This window comes from Zobellia roscoffensis, assembly GCF_015330165.1.
Classification (GTDB): domain Bacteria; phylum Bacteroidota; class Bacteroidia; order Flavobacteriales; family Flavobacteriaceae; genus Zobellia; species Zobellia roscoffensis.
The window spans coordinates 1808052-1828186 of sequence record NZ_JADDXT010000002.1 but is presented as its reverse complement, the minus strand read 5'-3'; the positions used below and the strand labels follow the sequence as shown (position 1 = coordinate 1828186).

At 37.4% G+C, this 20135-nt stretch carries 15 protein-coding genes; 7 read left to right on the top strand and 8 right to left on the bottom strand.

The features are described 5' to 3' along the window. Positions 1 to 19: 19 nt before the first annotated feature. The 4 genes from IWC72_RS07735 to IWC72_RS07720 all read right to left on the bottom strand — a co-directional run bounded on the left by IWC72_RS07735 (position 20) and on the right by IWC72_RS07720 (position 7687). Entirely contained in the window at positions 20 to 2806 is a 2787-nt protein-coding gene (locus IWC72_RS07735; RefSeq protein WP_194529386.1) for a TonB-dependent receptor, read from the bottom strand. A 196-nt stretch (positions 2807 to 3002) separates the two neighbouring features. Further along, the gene (glmS, locus tag IWC72_RS07730) at positions 3003 to 4850 is read right to left on the bottom strand and encodes a glutamine--fructose-6-phosphate transaminase (isomerizing) (protein WP_194525641.1); all 1848 of its coding nucleotides are present in this window, start codon (positions 4848 to 4850) and stop codon (positions 3003 to 3005) included. Positions 4851 to 5039: 189 nt separating this feature from the next. After that, complete coding sequence (locus IWC72_RS07725; protein ID WP_194529385.1) at positions 5040 to 6872, bottom strand: DUF4270 domain-containing protein; 1833 nt, start codon at positions 6870 to 6872, stop codon at positions 5040 to 5042. A 5-nt stretch (positions 6873 to 6877) separates the two neighbouring features. Further along, the gene (locus IWC72_RS07720) at positions 6878 to 7687 is read right to left on the bottom strand and encodes a glycogen/starch synthase (RefSeq protein ID WP_194529384.1); all 810 of its coding nucleotides are present in this window, start codon (positions 7685 to 7687) and stop codon (positions 6878 to 6880) included. A gap of 106 nt (positions 7688 to 7793) precedes the next feature. On the opposite strand from IWC72_RS07720, the gene panC reads away from it, so the two are divergent. The 5 genes from panC (at position 7794) to radA (ending at position 12573) form a co-directional block, all read left to right on the top strand. After that, complete coding sequence (gene panC / locus IWC72_RS07715; protein ID WP_194529383.1) at positions 7794 to 8636, top strand: pantoate--beta-alanine ligase; 843 nt, start codon at positions 7794 to 7796, stop codon at positions 8634 to 8636. Positions 8637 to 8653: 17 nt separating this feature from the next. Then, positions 8654 to 9004 carry an aspartate 1-decarboxylase gene (gene panD, locus IWC72_RS07710; protein ID WP_194525637.1) on the top strand — a complete coding sequence of 117 codons (351 nt, stop codon included), beginning with the start codon at positions 8654 to 8656 and terminating at the stop codon, positions 9002 to 9004. A gap of 2 nt (positions 9005 to 9006) precedes the next feature. Next, on the top strand, positions 9007 to 9972 hold the full coding sequence (locus IWC72_RS07705) for a lysylphosphatidylglycerol synthase transmembrane domain-containing protein (protein WP_194529382.1): 966 nt from the start codon (positions 9007 to 9009) through the stop codon (positions 9970 to 9972). Between the two features lie 27 nt (positions 9973 to 9999). Then, positions 10000 to 11142, top strand: coding sequence for an alpha/beta hydrolase (locus IWC72_RS07700; RefSeq protein ID WP_194525635.1), 1143 nt, complete (start codon positions 10000 to 10002; stop codon positions 11140 to 11142). 69 nt (positions 11143 to 11211) lie between these two features. Continuing rightward, positions 11212 to 12573, top strand: a complete 1362-nt coding sequence (radA, locus tag IWC72_RS07695; RefSeq protein WP_194529381.1) for a DNA repair protein RadA — start codon at positions 11212 to 11214, stop codon at positions 12571 to 12573. Positions 12574 to 12695: 122 nt separating this feature from the next. Here the strand turns inward: radA and IWC72_RS07690 are convergent, their stop codons facing one another. Beyond that, positions 12696 to 13736: an NADP(H)-dependent aldo-keto reductase gene (locus tag IWC72_RS07690; RefSeq protein ID WP_194528095.1), complete on the bottom strand. Its 1041-nt coding sequence runs from the start codon at positions 13734 to 13736 to the stop codon at positions 12696 to 12698. A gap of 148 nt (positions 13737 to 13884) precedes the next feature. Next, on the bottom strand, positions 13885 to 14652 hold the full coding sequence (locus tag IWC72_RS07685) for an exodeoxyribonuclease III (protein WP_194529380.1): 768 nt from the start codon (positions 14650 to 14652) through the stop codon (positions 13885 to 13887). Between the two features lie 87 nt (positions 14653 to 14739). Here IWC72_RS07685 and IWC72_RS07680 point away from each other — a divergent pair, with 87 nt between their 5' ends. Further along, positions 14740 to 16821 carry a TonB-dependent receptor family protein gene (locus IWC72_RS07680; RefSeq protein ID WP_194529379.1) on the top strand — a complete coding sequence of 694 codons (2082 nt, stop codon included), beginning with the start codon at positions 14740 to 14742 and terminating at the stop codon, positions 16819 to 16821. Here the strand turns inward: IWC72_RS07680 and IWC72_RS07675 are convergent. After that, positions 16818 to 18374, bottom strand: a complete 1557-nt coding sequence (locus tag IWC72_RS07675) for a glycine--tRNA ligase (RefSeq protein ID WP_194525631.1) — start codon at positions 18372 to 18374, stop codon at positions 16818 to 16820. The genes IWC72_RS07680 and IWC72_RS07675 overlap by 4 nt on opposite strands. A 37-nt stretch (positions 18375 to 18411) precedes the next feature. Next, positions 18412 to 19308, bottom strand: coding sequence for a hypothetical protein (locus IWC72_RS07670; RefSeq protein WP_194529378.1), 897 nt, complete (start codon positions 19306 to 19308; stop codon positions 18412 to 18414). Between the two features lie 56 nt (positions 19309 to 19364). Here IWC72_RS07670 and IWC72_RS07665 point away from each other — a divergent pair, with 56 nt between their 5' ends. Continuing rightward, positions 19365 to 20060, top strand: coding sequence for a ComF family protein (locus IWC72_RS07665; protein WP_194525629.1), 696 nt, complete (start codon positions 19365 to 19367; stop codon positions 20058 to 20060). The last annotated feature ends 75 nt before the right edge of the window (positions 20061 to 20135 follow it).

Sequence of the window (20135 nt, the reverse complement as noted above, 5' to 3'; positions counted from 1 at the left end):
TCTACTTTAGATTAAAAATTTAATTATTAATTGTCCAAGATAAGTAGTACATAGACCCAATATTTCCGGTACCGAATGCAGTGTAGTATTCTTTACCCGTAAGGTTTGTTCCTCCCAGTTTAAAGGAAGATTTAATACTTGGAACTTCATAATTGATTTGCGCATCAACTACATGAAATTCTGGAATAACGCCATTTCCAAAAGTAGCTTCCCAGTAATAATCATCACTGAATCTGTATGATACGTTAAATCCAAAATTTTCAAATAACTGCTCATTTCCAAAAGATGCTTTGAACTTGTGTTCCGGAGTGTTGAAATTTAACATAACATCTGGATTCGCATCACGATCAAAATCTAATTTTGTAAATGTATAACTACCTCCTAAGTTAAAGTTTCCAAACACCTTCATATTAAGCCCTAAGGAAGCTCCGTAGGAATTAACGTTAGCATCCGTATTGGTATATGTGCTATAAGCCTGAAAATCTCCGTTCGCTATTGCCGCTACAGAAAGTGAACCATCTCCAACTTCTCCATAATATGGCGCTACCACTACTTCTTGGGAAATGAAATCTTTATAGCTATTGTAGTAGGTGCTAAAATCAATAACAAGCTTATCAACCTTACCTCTATAGCCTATTTCAAAAGAAGTTACTTTTTCTGGCTTAACTAAATCCGGATTGGCTATTTCAAGGTCCTCAGAGTTTCCAGTAACACCCAATGTAGCTACAGAAGCTGCAGAGTATGAATTATTATACGCTACAGCACCTGTTTGAGTTACAGTAGCTGGCTGTTCGAATACAGCTTGACCTGTAGCACTTACATCATAATCTCTTGAATACTGTTCTAAATTATCTGGTGCAGAACCCACCAAAATTGCTCTACCAGCATCCAAACCGATAAAAAGATCCTGAGTAGTAGGGTTTCTGAAACCTGTCTGTGCCGAAGCCCTAATGTTATGGTCCCGATTCAAAGTATAACCCGCAGATATTCTAGGAGAAAAGAAGCCGTCAAAAAATTCGGATTTGTCATAACGAATAGATCCTGTTAATTTTAAACTCTTATCCCCTTCAAAAGGTAACGTCTTTTGAACCTGTGAATAAATCCCAAATTCAGAATAGTCAATTGGCCCATCTGTATCCGTATAAATCGTACCTAAAGAATTTAAACTATACTCTCTGAAAGAACCTCCTACTTGAATTTCGGCCCAATCTATTAAATGAGAAAAATTATAATTCCCATCCGCATGATAATATTTAGATTGATCGTAAAACTGAGACCCTTTGCTCAAATCAGGATCTTTAATTACTTTATTAAAGGCCGCTTCAAATTCTGATGTTCCTGGCAAATACCTTCCTGACTCCGCTTGCGCCCTAGCTGCAGCATGTGCCTGAACATCTGTGGCTCCTGCCAAAGTAGCCTGAACATAAGCACCTGTATATTCGCCGAACCAAGTATTATCATCTTTCCAAGACCTGTTGATGTTGATTCCAGTAAAAACCATATCATAAGAATCACCTGCTTTATCAGCTACTACATAACCTCTTACAAAAAAGTTGTCATTCTTAATTTCCAATTTGTGTTGTTCTTGGAAAAACCCATCAATATTATATCTATTGGTTCCTTGATAAATTGTAGTACCTGTACCTACTTTACCCACGTAAGAAATCTCCAAGCTCTTACCTTCAATTGGTCTATAATACAGACCCCAATCCGCTTTTATACTTTCCGCATTATACTGGGTAAGATCGCCTTCATCATAACCTGTTCTACTCACTATCTCTGAAGGAACGAGAGCATTGGCACCGGCAGGCAAAACGCCTAAACCTTCCAAAGTAAGAGCAACCTCCTTAATATTTGTAGAAACTTCATCTCCATAAACATTAATTCCATCGTAGTTTAAATTAGCTCTTGTTCCACCAGGTGTATTTCTATCATCTTGGTTGTTTGCTGCCCAGTCAGTTCCCTTTAGGTATCCGAAATTAACTTTACCCGCAAATTTATCACTGAATTTATATGCAGCCCTGATACCAAAATCTGTATACGAATTATCACCAGCAGCTTTTTGAGAAGTTATTCCCCGTTTGACCGACACACTTATACCTTCATAATCAAACGGATTTTTACTTCGCATAAACAAAATACCATTAAAGGCATTCGCCCCGTAAAGTGCAGATGATGCTCCTGGCAATAGTTCAACACTTAATACATCTGGCTCAACTAAACCTACCAAGTTTCCAATAGGGAAATTTAATGCTGGAGTTGAGTTGTCCATACCATCAACAAGTTGCATAAAGCGGGTATTTGCAAAAGACGCAAAACCTCTTGTGTTTATTGATTTGAACGTTAAACTGTTGGTATTTACATCAACCCCTTTCAAATTTTCTAGTCCGCCATAAAAATCGGCGGCCGTAGTATTCTTTATTTCAGAAACACCTATTCTCTCTACTGTTACAGGCGATTCAAAAATACGCTCGGGTGTTCTAGAAGCCGATATAACTACTTCATCCAAAAATGTTTGGGACTCATCTATTACAATGGTCAGGGTTTGGTTGTTAGAGGTGACTTCCTCTGTAGTATCGGAATATCCGATGCTGGTAATTCTTAACTGAAAAGGGGGTACTTCAGACGTTTGTAAATTGAAATTACCGTCAAAATCCGTTGTGGTGCCAATCGCTTTTCCTTCGATAACGATATTGGCCCCTGGTACAGGCTGACTGTTCTGATCTACCACTTTCCCGTTTACCGTTGTTTGCGAAAATCCAAAGCTAGACGCCAACAGCAAGGCCAAAAATAGTATTGCTCTCATGTTAAGTTTAAGTTAAAAATGTTAGTAACTCGAAGTTACATTTTTTTTTCGACCGAGAATCATAAAATGGAAAAAATTATGCGTGCATAGTACTTTTTTCGTAAAAAAATACACTTCAAATTACATATTCACTAAAACCAACAAGCCCCGACTTACGTCAGGGCCTGTAGAAGCAATCCTTATTAGCAGCAACTGTCTATTCCACGGTTACTGATTTTGCCAAGTTTCTAGGCTGATCCACGTTACAACCTCTCATAACCGCTATATGGTATGACAACAATTGCAACGGAATGGTTGTTAACAACGGCGTAAGACTTTCCAATGTTTCAGGAACTTCCACCACGTGATCTGCTAACTCTGTAACCTGCGTATCTCCTTCAGTTACAATAGCTATAATCTTTCCTTTTCTAGATTTAATCTCTTGGATATTACTTACCACTTTTTCATAGTGGCCTTTCTTTGTTGCTATAACAAAAACAGGCATTTGATCATCTATTAATGCAATTGGTCCGTGCTTCATTTCAGCTGCAGGATATCCCTCAGCATGAATATAACTAATCTCTTTGAGTTTTAAAGCACCCTCTAAAGCAACAGGGAAGTTATATCCCCTACCTAAATACAAACAATTTGTAGAATCTTTATATACATCCGCGATGATTTCGATAAGCGCATTACTTTCTAAAACCTTTTCTACTTTTGCTGGAATAGTTTCTAGTTCAGTCAAAAATTCATGAAATCTAGACTGGGAGAAAACACCTTTTTCTTTTGCTAACTTTAAAGCTACCAAAGTAAGTACGGTAATTTGAGTAGTAAAAGCCTTAGTTGATGCCACTCCTATTTCCGGACCTGCATGGGTATAAGCACCAGAATCCGTTTCACGCGCAATGGAAGACCCAACCACATTACACACGCCAAACACATATGCTCCTTTCTCCTTCGCCAATTTTATAGCAGCCAACGTATCTGCCGTTTCACCCGATTGCGAAATGGCTATAAGAACATCTTTATCTGTTATAACCGGATTTCTATATCTAAATTCAGATGCATATTCCACCTCTACAGGTATCCTTGCCAAGTCCTCAAATATATATTCGGCAACCAAGCCTGCATGCCAAGATGTACCACAGGCTACAATAATTATACGATTGGCATTCATGAACTTTTCTATGTTCTCATCAATACCGGCCATTTTTATTAGCCCTTGCGCAGCTCTTAATCTACCTCTATAGGTATCCAAAATTGCTCTTGGTTGCTCATATATTTCCTTAAGCATAAAGTGATCATAACCCCCTTTTTCTATCTCCTCTATATTCATTTTGAGTTCAAGGATATTAGGGTACGCTACTGCATCATTCTTTATTTTACGAAGTTTGATTTCCTTTCCTAATCGAACAATGGCCATTTCCTCATCTTGAAGATAAACCGCATTATTAGTAAACTCTATAAAAGGAGAAGCATCCGAAGCTATGAAAAACTCGTCCTCACCAACACCAATGGCTAATGGACTACCAAGTTTTGCAACAACAATCTCGTCTGGTTTCTTAATATCAAAAACAGCAATAGCATATGCACCTACAACTTCATTTAATGCTATCTGAACTGCTTTACCCAACTTTACATCCTCGGTTTTTTGAACTTCTTCAATAAGGTTTATTAAAACTTCAGTATCTGTATCAGATTCAAAAGTATAGCCTCTTTTAACCAACTCTTTCTTGATAGACTCATAATTTTCAATAATTCCATTATGAATAATTACCAAATCACCTGAATTGGAGTAATGAGGGTGGGAGTTTGTATCGTTTGGCACACCGTGGGTAGCCCAACGTGTATGACCTATGCCAAGATTCCCTTCTAATGAAATGGAACTTTCAGCCTTTTTCTTTAAATCCTCGACCTTACCTTTGGTCTTTGCCAAGTTTATTTTTTCGCCATCATAAACGGCAACACCGGCACTATCGTACCCTCTATATTCAAGACGTTGCAAACCTTTGACAATAATCGGATACGCATCTCTATGACCTATATAACCTACTATTCCACACATACTGTATACGTTAATTTAAGTTGGGGAAAATAAATACTTTAGCGCAAATGTACTAGAAGCTAGTTAAATCTCCCTAAAATACACCTATAAAACGAAAAACATCGTTAATTGGTATAGTAAGGCAAATCTCACCATCTACAAGTATAACTTCACGCAAAATAAGATTAGAGTAGTTGTTTTGTATAAAAATTAGTTGGTTTCGGTATAGAAAATTTCAAGCTGTAACTTTTTATCCGCATTAGCCGCATCTACTGCACTACCATACAGTGACGTACCCAATGGCGACAGTGTATTTGCAAGCGGCAACTCCTGTTCTTCTCCATTCTCCAACATAGCATTTGCAACAGTAGCCAAAAACAAACTAGGAGTAGTGGTAAGACCTAAGGTCACATTATCAGCATCGTTCAAGACCAAATTATTTATATACGTAGTTACGTTAATCGTGTACTTCACTCCCTTACCATCACTAGAAGTTTCGATAATCCCTCCATACTCCTCGGAAAGACCGTCTGTATCGGTAGCGGACAAAGGCAATATTGCGTTGGTCTCAGAATTATATAAATAAAGTCGTTCCGGCTCAACACCTAAATTTCCATTGGCAACATAAAATACAAGATTGGCATTGTTGATAATCCAATTATTTGATTTTATCTGATTAATAGCTTCTAGACTGTTCACTTCGTCAAACAATTTAATTTCAGCAAAAGTGCCCGCTCCTCCCTTTAAATATATCTCTGATGCATTTTCACCAGTATCTAAATTATCTGTTATTTCAGGAGGATAAACCTCGTTTACAAATGTATTAACAGCATTACCGTCCGTAGAAAGAAGTTGACCAGTTGTTGAACTAAAAGAATCTCTTAAAAAATTAAGAACCAAATCTTTTTGCCCTCCTTTTTCAGTAACCACACCTTCACTATCTGCCGTGTCATACGTATATGATACCGTAATATTCGCAAGTTTTAGATTAAACAAAAACATGACATCATTACCTCCTGAAGATACCGAAAAATGCAAACCACGTAAAAACTCCTTAAAATTTGCCTGACTTTCAAGCTCCGTAGAGCCTTCTTTATCCAAAATATTTTCTTGAAAAAAATCTTTATCCAACGCTACACGAATACCTGGAGCGAGGTAACTAAATTGACTGGACTCATCAACATCTTCTGTTGATTCATCATCAACATTACGTAAAGGAATCTGGTCTCTGCTTATGACAATTGGCTCTGCACTCGCCTCACTATCATAGACAACCTCATCTACAAACGCTGGCGCAAATTCTTGAGAAGAATAGTACTCTTGAGCTTCTTGAAAATTAACAGAAGGATCTAAATCTCGTAAAAAATACGTTGACCTTTGAACTTTTAAATTAAAAACCGGATTAGCACTATTTTCACTATACAAACTACCATCAACATAAATACTATCAAGATCAAATGTTTTAGCAAATTGATTCGCTACAAAATTCGTATCATCCGTATCATCGGACGCATCAAGAGGATTAGAGCCTCTTGAATTTTCCTGACTATCCGTCAAACCTCCACCATCAGTATCACTGTTGGGATCTAAAGGTAAATCATCCAACTCATCAATAAGTCCATCTAAATCTGCATCACCAGTAGGATTAGTCAAAAATGGAATATAAAGGTAAACTGAATCTATAGTTTCATTTTCTAGAATCTGAGTTGCACTAGAAGGATTATCTTCATTCTCCTGAGTAGTCACCCCAAAAGTAGGGTCGCCACTAGGAAGTAAAACCTGGGTAGTTACCTGCGCCTCTGTTTTCCCGTAAAGTGGGTCATCATATACCCCCAATTGATAAATTGGTAACTTATTGGTAGACACCGCTTTTATCTTCCTGTTATAGGCAAAAACGTCAAAAACCGCTTTGTTATTTTTGAACGGTTCACCCCCAACTACACCAGATCCTACGGTTGTTAAGTCTTCCTCGCAAGATGCAAAGATGGTGACCAATACTATTACTGCAAGAGCAGGGAGCTTTAATCTGTTCAAAAAAATCATTTGGGCTATTTTAAAACTTCAGTGTTATAAAAATTGGCATACGCCTCCTCAAATTCTTGTAAGGAAACATATGGCAACACAGGTTTTTCAAGGTTGGAAATATGACTTTGTAAATCTTCTGGAATTTCTTCCGCTGCTAAAATAACGGCATCAGAATGATCTACGGCTATCTTTAACAAATTATTATAGGTAGGAGTTTTTAACGCCTCAATACTATCTTCAGATATACCATCAAAAGCTACTTTCTTAATCATATCAGAATCAAGCTCACCATCAAAAGACTTACCGTAAACTGAAGTGACAATTTTACTGGCATCAAACAATGGTTCGTCTGCATAATACTTCTTCAGATACAAAGGTAACAAAGAAGCCATCCATCCATGAACGTGAATTATATCTGGCGACCAGTTTAATTTTTTAACCGTTTCAACAACCCCTTTAGCAAAGAAAATTGCCCTCTGGTCATTGTCCGGAAATAAATTACCCTCAGCATCTGCAAACGTAGCCTTTCGTTTAAAGTATTCGTCATTATCTATGAAATAGACTTGAATACGCTCTCGAGGTATAGACGCAACTTTGATTATCAATGGCATATCCATATCATTAATAACCAAATTCATCCCCGATAAACGAATAACCTCATGAAGCTGATGTCTACGCTCGTTTATATTGCCGTATCTTGGCATAAAAATCCGTATTTGGCCGCCATTGCTGTTAACCATCCTAGGAGTTTCATAAGACATTAGGGAAACTTCGTTCTGTGGAAGATAGGGTACTAACTCCGACGATACGAACAATATCTTTTTGCCATTCATATATGCAATGTTTATTATTTATTTGGTACAACGTGGCTGCAAAATTACAAAAATTCTACAGATTAGCAGTAATTATAGTAAGTTTGCTCGCTTTTAAACCAAACCTATGTTGGTATTCAAAACTAAAAAAGAACTCTTAGACCATATTTCTATACTGCCAAAAACTAATGAATTAGGGCTTGTACCTACTATGGGAGCACTCCACACAGGACATGTCTCGCTAGTTCAAAAGGCAGTTAATGAAAATCAAACTGTAGTAGTCAGTATTTTTGTAAACCCTACACAGTTTGACAATAAGGAGGATCTTGCAAAATATCCGCACACTTTCGATGCCGATTTGGAATTACTTTCCAGCGTTTCGGAAGATATTCTTGTTTTTTCACCCTCAGCAGACGAAGTTTATGACAAAAAAATAAAAGCCAAAAAGTATGATTTTGAAGGCTTAGATACTGTTATGGAAGGTGCCTTTAGAGATGACCATTTTAATGGTGTAGGCACTATTGTTGAAGCCCTACTTTTACTTGTAAAGCCTAATCGCGCCTATTTTGGCGAAAAAGATTTTCAACAACTACAAATTATAAGGAAACTTGTGAAACAACAGCAAATTCCTGTTGAAATAGTTGGCTGCCCAATTGTAAGGGAACCCCATGGCCTAGCTATGAGTTCCCGGAATGAAAGATTATCTCCTGAACTACGACAAAAAGGTGCGTTCATATATGATACATTGCTCACTGCCAAAGAAAAATTTGGCATGAAAAGTGCTAATTATGTAATAGATTGGGTTAAAGGACAATTTAAAGAACAAGAAAAATTGGAATTGGAATACATTGAAATAGCCGATGTAGAAACACTAAGCCCAATCACAACAAAAAAAGAAAACATAAAATATAGAGCCTTTATTGCCGTTTATGCCGATGGCGTTAGACTAATAGACAATATTGCTCTATAATTAATTACCTTTGTCACATGCAAATAGAAGTTGTAAAGTCCAAGATTCACCGTGTAAAAGTCACTGGAGCCGATTTAAATTATATTGGCAGTATAACCATTGATGAAGATTTAATGGATGCAGCCAATATTATAAGAGGCGAAAAAGTACAAATTGTAAATAACAATAATGGTGAACGGTTAGAAACCTATGCCATTCCAGGACCAAGAAATAGTGGTGAAATTACTTTAAATGGTGCAGCAGCCAGAAAAGTAGCCGTAGGCGATATCCTTATTTTGATTACTTATGGCAGAATGGATATTGAAGAAGCTAAAACATTCAACCCTTCGTTAGTATTTCCTAATGAGCAAACCAATTTGCTAACATAGCCTTGAACGATAACATTAAAAAGATACTAAAAACAGCACTCCCAATAGTCTTGGGAGTTTTTTTAGTTTGGTACTCCTACCACAAGACCTCGCCAGAAGACAGAGAGCAAATATTATTTTACATAAAGGAAGCAAACCTTCTTTGGGTAGGCCTATCTATTTTATTAGGCATGCTCGGGCATATCTCACGAGCCGTGCGCTGGAATTTCCTGCTAGAACCCTTAGGTTACAAGCCCAAGATCATTAATAATGTATTCATTCTTTTAATGGCCTATTTCGCAAACCTGGGTATTCCTAGAACAGGTGAAATATTAAGAGCTACGGCGCTTACCAGTTACGAAGACGTGCCCTTTGAAAAAGGATTTGGAACCATTGTAACGGAACGTGTTATTGACGTAATCATGCTACTTTTATTAATTGGGGTCACCTTAATACTTCAAACAGACAGTATTTTAGGTTTTTTACAAGATAAAGGATTCAATATTAAAGGTCTATTATTATTAATGGGGGCAGGAATTATTGGGTTGGTCTTCTTTTTCTTCTTTATTAAAAAATCATCTCACGCTATTGCCGTTAAAATCAAAGGTTTTGTTAAAGGCCTTATGGAAGGTGTTTTTAGCATCTTTAAAATGAAAAAAAAATGGGCATTTGTTCTGCATACTCTTTTCATTTGGGGCTGTTATATTGGTATGCTTTGGGTTATTAAATTCACGGTTCCCGAAACCATTAGTCTTTCCTTAAGCGAATTGATGGTTGCCTTTGTGGCAGGGTCTTTTGCCATGACTGCCACCAATGGCGGTATTGGTCTCTACCCTATTGCCGTAAGTAGTGCGTTAACCATTTTTGGGATTAGTGCTGTCTCGGGTGATGCATTTGGGTGGATTATGTGGATTGCACAAACTCTAATGATAGTCGTTTTTGGGGCAATATCTTTTCTGGTATTACCGTTATTCAACAGAAACCGATAAGGTTTTGTTGCACCCAAAAACTGAACCATGTTACGCAAACTTACTTTTTTTGCATGCCTACTATGCGCTAGTCTTAACGCACAAGTCACACAAGAAATTTTTGAATCGTTCAAACTACAAGAGCGACGCGATGTAAAATATTATTTCCCAGAAGATTACGACAAAGAAAAAAAGTACCCTCTAATTGTTGTCCTAGACGGAGAATATCTCTTTGATCAAGTTGTGGCCAACGCTAAATTTTACCATAAGTTTCATGGTATGCCCGCTAGTATTGTGGTTGGTGTAGAACAAAGTAAAAAAAGTATTCGTCTTGACGATTGCGCTTTTGAACCAGACTCTGGACTTCCTTCTGAAAAGGCAAAAAAGTTTTTTGAATTTCTAGGAATGGAAATCATACCCTACCTTGACCTTAACTATAGCACTGCGCCATTTAAAATGATTGTTGGTTATGACATAACAGCCAACTTCAGCAACTACTGGCTTTTTAAAGAAAATTCACTATTCAATGCGTATGTAAATATCTCTCCTACTTTAGCTCCAGAGATGGAAACTAGAGTACCGGCTCGTTTAGCAGCTTTTGACAAGCAAATTTTTTACCAATTGATTGTTGAGGCCGAAAAAAACAAAGACACACCTCGAATTCTTCAAATGAACCAAGCTATTAAAGCTATTGACAAAGAATCACTTCATTATAACTTCGAACAATATGATGGTGCTGACCATATTTCAATAGCCACTTACGGTTTAGGAAAAGCTTTTGATAACATTTTTGGTATGTTCAAACCCATTAGCCCAAAAGAATATAAAGAACAAATACTAACTTCAGAAGATCCTGTTTTTCAGTACTTAGAAAACAAATACCAGAGTATTGAAGATTTATTCGGATTTAAAAAAACGGTTGACCTTAACGATATCATGGCCGTTTATGCTGCATGCCGAAAAAAAGAAGATACCGAGTCTTTAAAACCGCTTTCAGACCTTTGTAAAAAGGAATTCCCTGAAACTATGATGGGCTTTTATTTTGAAGGCGAATACTATGAGCAATTAGGCGAACCTAAGAAAGCGTTCAAAACCTTTGAAAAAGCTTTCGCCATGGATGAAATAGATTTCTTGACCAAAGAAATGGCCCTAGAGAAAATTGATGCTCTGAAAGCTGATTTTGGATATTAAATCACCTCACTTCATACTCATAAATATCAAACAAAGTTTCTACCTTTAGGCCAATCTTCAAACTAAGATATGGCCAAAACAAAAACAGCTTTTTTCTGCCAAAACTGTGGTACTCAATACGCCAAATGGGTAGGGCAATGTTCCGCTTGTAAAGAATGGAACACTGTAGTTGAAGAGGTTGTTCAAAAGGAAGAAAAAACAAGCTGGAAGGCCAGTACAACTCCCCTAAAAAAAATAGCGAAGCCCTTACGTGTTAATGAAATCAGCACGGATAAAGAGCTAAGATTAAATACTTTTGATTTGGAATTTAACCGAGTTCTTGGTGGCGGGCTTGTACCTGGCGCATTAGTACTTCTTGGAGGAGAGCCTGGTGTAGGCAAGAGTACTTTGCTCTTACAGATTGCCTTAAAACTTCCATATAAAACCCTATACGTTTCAGGGGAAGAGAGTCAAAAGCAGATTAAAATGCGGGCGGATAGAATTCATCCGAATAGCGAAACTTGCTTTATCCTTACAGAAACCAAGACACAGAATATCTTTAAACAAATAGAATCTACAGAACCAGATATTGTTGTTATCGATTCAATTCAAACATTACATTCGGATTATATAGAATCTGCTGCCGGGAGTATTTCTCAAATTCGAGAATGCACCGCAGAACTTATCAAATTTGCCAAAGAAACAAATACACCTGTTATTCTAATTGGCCATATTACCAAAGATGGTTCCATAGCCGGACCAAAAATATTGGAACATATGGTTGATACGGTTTTGCAGTTTGAAGGTGACCGAAACTATGTGTATCGTATTCTACGTTCTCTAAAAAATAGATTTGGCTCAACGGCAGAACTTGGAATCTATGAAATGCAAGGTAGTGGATTGCGACAAGTGAACAATCCTTCTGAAATATTAATTTCCAAGAACGATGAAGGATTAAGCGGAACGGCCATAGCATCTACCGTAGAAGGTATGCGGCCATTAATGATAGAAATACAAGCTTTGGTCAGCACGGCCGTTTATGGAACTCCGCAACGCTCCACCACAGGCTACAATGCCAAACGACTCAATATGCTATTGGCCGTACTTGAAAAACGAGCAGGTTTTAAACTAGGGGCCAAAGATGTATTCCTGAATATCACCGGAGGTATTTCTGTGGATGATCCCGCCATTGACCTTGCCGTAATTGCCGCTATATTATCTAGCAACGAAGATATTCCTATAGAAAAAGGTGTCTGTTTTGCCGCTGAAGTAGGTCTGGCTGGTGAGATACGTCCTGTACAACGAGTAGATCAAAGAATTTCCGAAGCTGAAAAGCTAGGCTTCACCTCTATCTATGTTTCTAAGAATAATAAAATCACTTTAAAAAACTCGAAAATAGAAGTCCACCTTGTTGCAAAAATAGAAGATATGGTTAGTACCCTTTTTGGCTAAACCAATTCTTATCTCTTATCACGTAGAATACGGGCAGTAACCATAATAATCAAGATTACTGCCACTATTACTACTAATTGACCAAAGCCTACTTTTAAAAAGAACATAGTGTCTGTTTACGTTTATGGCGCAGGATTAGGAATAGAATTGTGTATTGCCTCAATACCCTCAAGCACTTCTTCACTTAATTTTAAATCTACACTTTCAATATTTTCCTGCAATTGTTTCATTGAAGTAGCTCCAATAATAGTACTGGTTACAAACGGTCTAGTATTCACAAAAGCGAGGGCCATTTGCGCCATAGAAAGCCCATGTTTCTGGGCTAAATCATGATATTGTTCGGTTGCGTTAACAGCTGCGTCACTACTATACCTACTGTAATTAGGAAATAGAGTAATTCTACCAGTTGCAGGCTTCATACCTCCTAAATATTTTCCGGACAAAGTTCCAAAACCCATTGGTGAATATGCCAGAAGACCTATTTTTTCACGTAATGAAATTTCTGAAAGACCAACCTCAAATTGGCGGTTCAAAAGACTATATGGATTCTGAATTGTTATTGCTCGGGGCAAGCTAGCATGCACTTTACTTTCCGTTAGAAAACGCATAGTTCCCCATGGCGTTTCATTAGATATACCCACATGTCTAATCTTCCCTTCACGAATTAAATCTCGCATGGTTTCTAAGACTTGGTGAATGTTATCTTTCCAATGATCAGAGATGTCGTGCTTATACCCTCTTTTGCCAAAGTAATTAGTATTTCTTTCTGGCCAATGCAATTGGTATAGATCAATATAATCTGTCTGAAGGCGACCTAAACTTCCCTCAACAGCAGAACGAATGGAATCCGGTGAAAAACCTGTAGTTCTAATAAACTTGGTAAACTCTGCCTTACCGGCAATCTTAGTTCCGAGTACAACTTTATCACGGTTACCGTTTTTCTTGAACCAAGTTCCAATAATCTTTTCTGTGTCTGAATGACGGTCTGGATGGGCAGGAACAGGATACAATTCTGCTGTATCAAAAAAATTAACACCATTCTCAAGGGCAAAATCCATCTGCTCATGGCCTTCTGCTTCCGTATTCTGTTTGCCCCAGGTCATTGTACCAAGGCAAATTTTACTGACTTCAATATCAGTGTAGGGTAGGGTAGTATTTTTCATGTATTCTTTGGGGTATTTTTGGGGTACTGTTTTCAAAAAGCCCAAATTTAAGCAATTTGAAGGGTTACAAAAAACCCCTTATCGATTGTTCTCTAAAATTCGCTCAAATGCTTATTTCATAAAGAATCAAACAAACTGATTCGCTAGGTTAAGGCGTATCAATTTCAACTAAAATAGGGCAATGATCACTATGTTTTGCTTCGGACAAAATCACTGACCTTTTCAACCTATCTCTTAGCGGTTCTGCAACCATAGCGTAATCCAAACGCCATCCCTTATTATTATTTCTGGCATTGGCTCGGTAACTCCACCATGTATAGTTGTCTGGTTCTTTGTTGAAATGACGAAAGCTATCAATAAATCCGCTTTCCATAAAGTCACCTATCCACTCACGTTCAACAGGTAAAAACCCGGAAACATTCTTATTACGCACGGGGTCATGGATATCTATAGCTTCATGACAAATGTTGTAATCCCCTAAAACAATTAGGTTAGGCCGTGTTTTTCTAAGGTCGTCAGCATACTTTTGAAAATCCGCCATATACATCAGCTTATGATCCAACCGAGCTAAATTAGTGCCCGAGGGCAAGTACATGCTCATGATTGAAACATCGCCAAAATCTGCCCTGATATTTCGACCTTCAAAATCCATATAATCAATTCCCGTTCCTTTTTGAATGATATCCGGTTGTTTTTTTGATAGAATAGCTGTACCACTATACCCTTTCTTTTGAGCGCTAAACCAATAATTATATTTATAGCCCGCTTCCTCAAATAGAGTTAGATCTAACTGCTCTTCCATTGCCTTTATCTCCTGAAGACAAACTACATCTGGACCAACCGTTTGTAACCACTCTAAAAAACCCTTATTAATTGCGGCACGGATGCCATTTACATTATATGAGACTACCTTCACAATCTTTACTTTTTTACGAAAATAAGCATTGTGAAGCAAGAAGCCCGTGAAGTTTGTTATTTTTACCACCTTCTAACAAAGCCCCGAATGAAACCCATTTTTTTTCTTTTATTATCTATTTTTTTTGCGCAAAGCATAAAAGCCCAAAATCCAACTCAAAAAGATAGTATAACCATGTTAGAAGAAGTAATTCTAACAGACACTATCCTATCAAAACATGCTACAGGCATTGTACCCTCTTCAATAGTTGACATAAAAAGTTTTCAAAATTATAGCCCGGTAGATATGGTATCTGCTATTAATGAAATACCGGGGGTATTTGTTCTATCAGGCGCCTTAAACACTAATAAAATTACGATAAGAGGTATTGGCGCCCGCGCTCAATATGGAACGGACAAGCTTAATCTTTACTATAACGAGATTCCCCTGACCAATGGTACAGGAACTTCTACTATTGAAGCTTACGACTTGGAAAATCTAGAAGGCATAGAAGTAATAAAAGGCCCCAAAGGAACTGCCTACGGCACAGGACTTGGTGGCGCCATCATTTTACGCTCCCCAGAGAATACAAATGAAGCATCTAAAGTTAAAAACAATTTTACCATGGGATCTTATGGGCTAAAAAAGAACAATCTCAGGTTCACCCATTCAGATTCAAAACTTTCCTTAAAAGTTAGTTATGGGCATATGGAAACGGATGGGTATCGGGAGAATAATAAGTTTGAACGCGATGGAATTCTAATTAACACCTCATACCAAATCAACCCTAAAAACAAAATTTCATTTTTATTGAACCATATTGATTACTTTGCTCAAATACCAAGCTCCATAAGTAAGTCTGCCATTGAGGATGACCCAGAACAAGCAGCCTTTACATGGAGGTCTTCCCAAGGTTTTGAGGATAATAATTATACTCTGGCAGGATTTTCATACCTCCATAAATTCAGCTCTACATTAGAAAATACAACAAGCATTTTCTACACCTATCTTGACCATTACGAACCCAGGCCGTTTAATATTTTGGATGAAATTACCAATGGCTATGGTTTTAGAACACGCTTTCTAGGAAGTTTTAATTTTCTACAAAAAAAAGCGGAGTACACTTTTGGAGCCGAACTATATAAAGACGAATACAATTGGGGCACGTTTGAAAACTTATACCAAAACAACAATGGCAACGGTAGTTTATTGGGAAACCAACTAAGTAACAATAAAGAATTCCGTAGAAAATTCAACGGGTTTGGCTCATTTACGCTACCCTTAAGTGATAAATTCACTGCTCAAATTGGACTTAACATCAATAAAACGCATTACGATTTTAGGGATAAATTCAATTCGGGCGCCAACAACAAAAATGCAAAACGAAACTTTGATGTCATTGCCCTTCCTAGTCTAAGCCTCAACTATGACTTTGACCAGAATTATAAAGTTTACGCCAATATAAGCCGTGGTTTCTCTAATCCAAGCCTGGAAAGGTCTTTGACACCAGAGGGAGTAATTAATCCGGACATTGCGCAAGAAACAGGTATCAACTACGAACTAGGAGGCCAACTTTATTTTTTCAAAAGAAAATTTCATTTAGATATGGCCGTTTACCGCATGGACATTAAAAACCTATTGGTAGACCAACGTATTGGCGAAGATCAGTATGTTGGAAAAAATGCGGGAAGCACCAAACACCAAGGCCTAGACTTAGCACTGAGCTATACTACCCCTATATCTTCTTGGCTTAAAATACGACCGTTTATTAATTATACTTTAAGTGATTTTAGCTTTGTAGAATTTATTGACGGAGACAATGATTTCTCTGGAAACCCTTTGACCGGCGTACCTAAGCACCGCTTTAATTCGGGACTGCAAATGCAAACAGGTAATGGACTTTACTGGAACACCTCCCATCAATATGTTGATGGAATTTCCTTAACAGATGCCAATACATTATACAGTGATTCTTTTAACGTATGGAACACGAAAATAGGATACAAAAAACAGGTTTTCGAACGATTTAATTTTGGATTGAACTTTGGTGTCAATAATATTTTTGATGCCGTGTACGCTCAATCCGTACTCATCAATGCCACAGGGTTTGGTGGCAGTGAACCTCGATATTTTTATCCCGGTAACGGAAGAAATTGGTATAGCGGTTTTAGTCTAGGGATTAAAATCTAGACTTCTTGCTCCTGCATTTTCATTAACCAACCCTTCATATCAACCGCTTGATGAATAATCCCTTTTAAATCAGAAATAGCAACCCTTTCTTGCTCCATAGAATCTCTATGGCGAATGGTTACTGTATTATCCTCTACAGTTTGATGATCAACAGTAATACAGAATGGAGTACCATTGGCATCTTGTCTTCTATACCGGCGTCCTACAGCATCTTTCTCATCATAAACCACATTAAAGTCCCACTTAAGTTCATCTATAATTTTATGTGCAATTTCAGGAAGACCATCTTTTTTTACCAATGGAAATATTGCAGCCTTAGTAGGTGCCAATACAGCAGGTAACTTTAAAACTGTTCTGACCGTACCGTTTTCTAATTCCTCATCTCTTAATGAGTTAGAAAAAACAGCTAAGAACATACGATCCAAACCTATTGAAGTCTCTAGTACATAAGGCACATAACTCTCTCTAGTTTCAGGATCAAAATATTGTAGTTTTTTACTCGAAAATTTCTCATGACTCGATAAGTCAAAATCGGTTCGAGAATGTATGCCTTCTAGTTCTTTGAACCCAAAAGGAAAACGGAACTCTATATCTGCGGCAGCATCAGCATAATGCGCTAGTTTCTCATGATCATGAAAACGATAGTTCTCTTCGCCAAGACCTAAAGAAAGATGCCATTTCATACGGTTCTCTTTCCATTTTTCATACCATTCTTGCTGTGTTCCCGGTTTAATGAAATATTGCATTTCCATTTGTTCGAACTCACGCATTCTAAAAATGAACTGGCGTGCTACTATTTCGTTTCGGAATGCTTTCCCAGTTTGGGCTATTCCAAAAGGAATCTTCATTCTACCGGTTTTCTGAACATTCAAGAAGTTAACGAAAATACCTTGTGCTGTTTCTGGACGTAAATAAAGGTCCATGGCACTTTCTGCCGTAGCTCCCAATTTTGTACCGAACATAAGATTGAACTGTTTTACTTCCGTCCAATTCTTAGAACCGGACATAGGACAAGAAATATCTAACTCTTCAATCAACTTTTTAACGTCCGCTAAGTCTTCTTTTTCCAAAGATTTACCTAACCTTTTTAGAATAGACGTTGCCTGCTCTTGATAATCCACAACTCTTTGGTTAGTAGCCAAGAACTGCTCTTTATCAAACTTATCCCCAAAACGCTTGGCTGCTTTGGTTACCTCTTTTTCAATTTTATTTTCGATTTTGGCAACGTGATCTTCAACAAGCACATCTGCACGGTATCTCTTTTTAGAATCCTTATTATCTATTAGGGGATCACTAAACGCATCTACATGACCTGAAGCTTTCCAAGTCGTAGGATGCATGAAAATTGCAGCATCAATCCCAACAATATTATCATTGAGCTGAACCATGGCTTTCCACCAGTACTCTCGTATATTCTTTTTGAGTTCTGAACCATTCTGTGCGTAGTCATAAACGGCACTTAATCCATCATATATTTCACTAGATTGGAATACGTAACCATATTCCTTTGCATGAGAAATTACCTTCTTAAAATCGTCTTCTTGTTTTGCCATGCGGCAAAAATAGAATATTAGGACAATCGGTAAAAATTTATTTTAGTTCAAATTCACTTGAAGATAGAAGTTTTTGGTTTTCAAAAACGTTCAATCTGTAGATGCCTTCCTCTAAAGAACCCTGAGGCAAGGTAATGAAGTCACAAACATTAGTTTCTTCTCCACTAAACGTAAACTCAACTCGCTTACTGTAAACATTACCATTTACTGCAATAGTATTCGCGTTATCTTCTATAACCCGCATATTAGAATCCAAGAATTGAAAGTAGATAACTTTCTTTGCATTTAACTCATGACCATCTGCAGCAACAGTAACACAACCACGAAGTTTTTCTATTAATGAAGCTTTATTTGTTTTAATAGGCTTGCCAGAACGCAACCTAAAACCACTGCCTTCCGTATTTTGCAGCGCTAAGTATTTTTTGGATTTAAGTTCTTTATTTAACTCTGTTATTTTTTTTCTCTGAAGCGCTTCCGCTTCAGCAAGAGAACTACTTTTTCCTCTTAAAATTTCTATCTGCTTTTTTGTTTCTTCATATTTGTCAGAAAGCAACATGTTGTTATACCTCAAGAAATTATTCTTGAGCTTTAAACTGTCATTTTTAGCTTCCAACCTACGAAGCTCTGTTTTATACTCTCTAAGTTTTTCTACCGTGAAGTTCAATCTGCCCACAGAATCTAACAGTTGCTGCACTCTGTATTTTGAACTTTCTAACTCAATTTCATTCACCTCATTAAGAGCAGAGAGTCTGTCAACATCTGTTTTCATTAGGGTAAGATCCTTAACAAGCAGCTCTTTTTCCTGTTCTAAAAAAACGATTTGACTTCTAGATTGAGCATAGCTATAGTAAAAAGCTATTAAGATACCCATGATAACCGCAACTAGTGCAGTAAGTATTATTTTGTAGTTAAATTTAGTATCTTGAACGTCCATTGGGGCGTGTGGGGCTTTAAGGTAGGTTGCGCAAAGGCAAAGGTTTGGTGTTTAAAATGTTAACAAATATACTAAATGATATCAATTCGGTCTTAGCACCAAGGGTCTGTTTTGGATGTAATGTTCATTTAAACAGAGGAGAGAAACTCATCTGTACCATTTGCCGAAACGATTTGCCACTTACCGATTATACTTTTAACGACGAAAACCCTGTTGACCGTATATTTTTTGGCAGAATTAACATAAAAAAAGCAAGTTCAATGCTTTTTTTCTCCGAAAACGGGATTGTTAGAGAGCTTATTCACCATTTAAAATATAAAAACCAAGAAGAAGTTGGCACCTTTTTAGGCGATTGGTATGGACAGATTTTAAAAGAAAACAAAGAACTTCTCCATACTATAGACGTTATAATCCCAGTACCATTACACAAGAAAAAGCTTAGACAACGCGGATACAACCAGGTTTCCTCCTTTGCCCAACGTCTAGCCTTTCACCTAAACACAGATTACTCAGATACTTTTCTCATTAAAACTGCAAATACAAAGACACAGACCAAAAAGGGAAGAATAGGAAGATGGCAAAATATTAAAGACCTCTATATTTTGTCTGACCCCAACGCTATAAAAGACAAAAATATTCTCCTTGTAGATGATGTTATTACAACAGGAGCAACTATGGAAATTTGTGCCAGCGTCCTAGCTCAAGCACCAAATACTACCATTTACATTACCAGTATGGCCGTGGTGCCATAAGTATGGAATTAAAGAAAATTAGTTGTTTCTTTGTGCTATAGTTTAGTCATATGGTCCGCCGCTTTTTTACCTTTC

Excerpts from the sequence above, each read along its gene's own strand:
- IWC72_RS07735 (WP_194529386.1), bottom strand. The coding sequence starts at position 2,806 with ATGAGAGCAATACTATTTTTGGCCTTGCTGTTGGCGTCTAGCTTTGGA.
- glmS (WP_194525641.1), bottom strand. The coding sequence starts at position 4,850 with ATGTGTGGAATAGTAGGTTATATAGGTCATAGAGATGCGTATCCGATT.
- IWC72_RS07725 (WP_194529385.1), bottom strand. The coding sequence starts at position 6,872 with ATGATTTTTTTGAACAGATTAAAGCTCCCTGCTCTTGCAGTAATAGTA.
- IWC72_RS07720 (WP_194529384.1), bottom strand. The coding sequence starts at position 7,687 with ATGAATGGCAAAAAGATATTGTTCGTATCGTCGGAGTTAGTACCCTAT.
- panC (WP_194529383.1), top strand. The coding sequence starts at position 7,794 with ATGTTGGTATTCAAAACTAAAAAAGAACTCTTAGACCATATTTCTATA.
- panD (WP_194525637.1), top strand. The coding sequence starts at position 8,654 with ATGCAAATAGAAGTTGTAAAGTCCAAGATTCACCGTGTAAAAGTCACT.
- IWC72_RS07700 (WP_194525635.1), top strand. The coding sequence starts at position 10,000 with ATGTTACGCAAACTTACTTTTTTTGCATGCCTACTATGCGCTAGTCTT.
- radA (WP_194529381.1), top strand. The coding sequence starts at position 11,212 with ATGGCCAAAACAAAAACAGCTTTTTTCTGCCAAAACTGTGGTACTCAA.
- IWC72_RS07690 (WP_194528095.1), bottom strand. The coding sequence starts at position 13,736 with ATGAAAAATACTACCCTACCCTACACTGATATTGAAGTCAGTAAAATT.
- IWC72_RS07680 (WP_194529379.1), top strand. The coding sequence starts at position 14,740 with ATGAAACCCATTTTTTTTCTTTTATTATCTATTTTTTTTGCGCAAAGC.
- IWC72_RS07675 (WP_194525631.1), bottom strand. The coding sequence starts at position 18,374 with ATGGCAAAACAAGAAGACGATTTTAAGAAGGTAATTTCTCATGCAAAG.
- IWC72_RS07670 (WP_194529378.1), bottom strand. The coding sequence starts at position 19,308 with ATGGACGTTCAAGATACTAAATTTAACTACAAAATAATACTTACTGCA.
- IWC72_RS07665 (WP_194525629.1), top strand. The coding sequence starts at position 19,365 with ATGTTAACAAATATACTAAATGATATCAATTCGGTCTTAGCACCAAGG.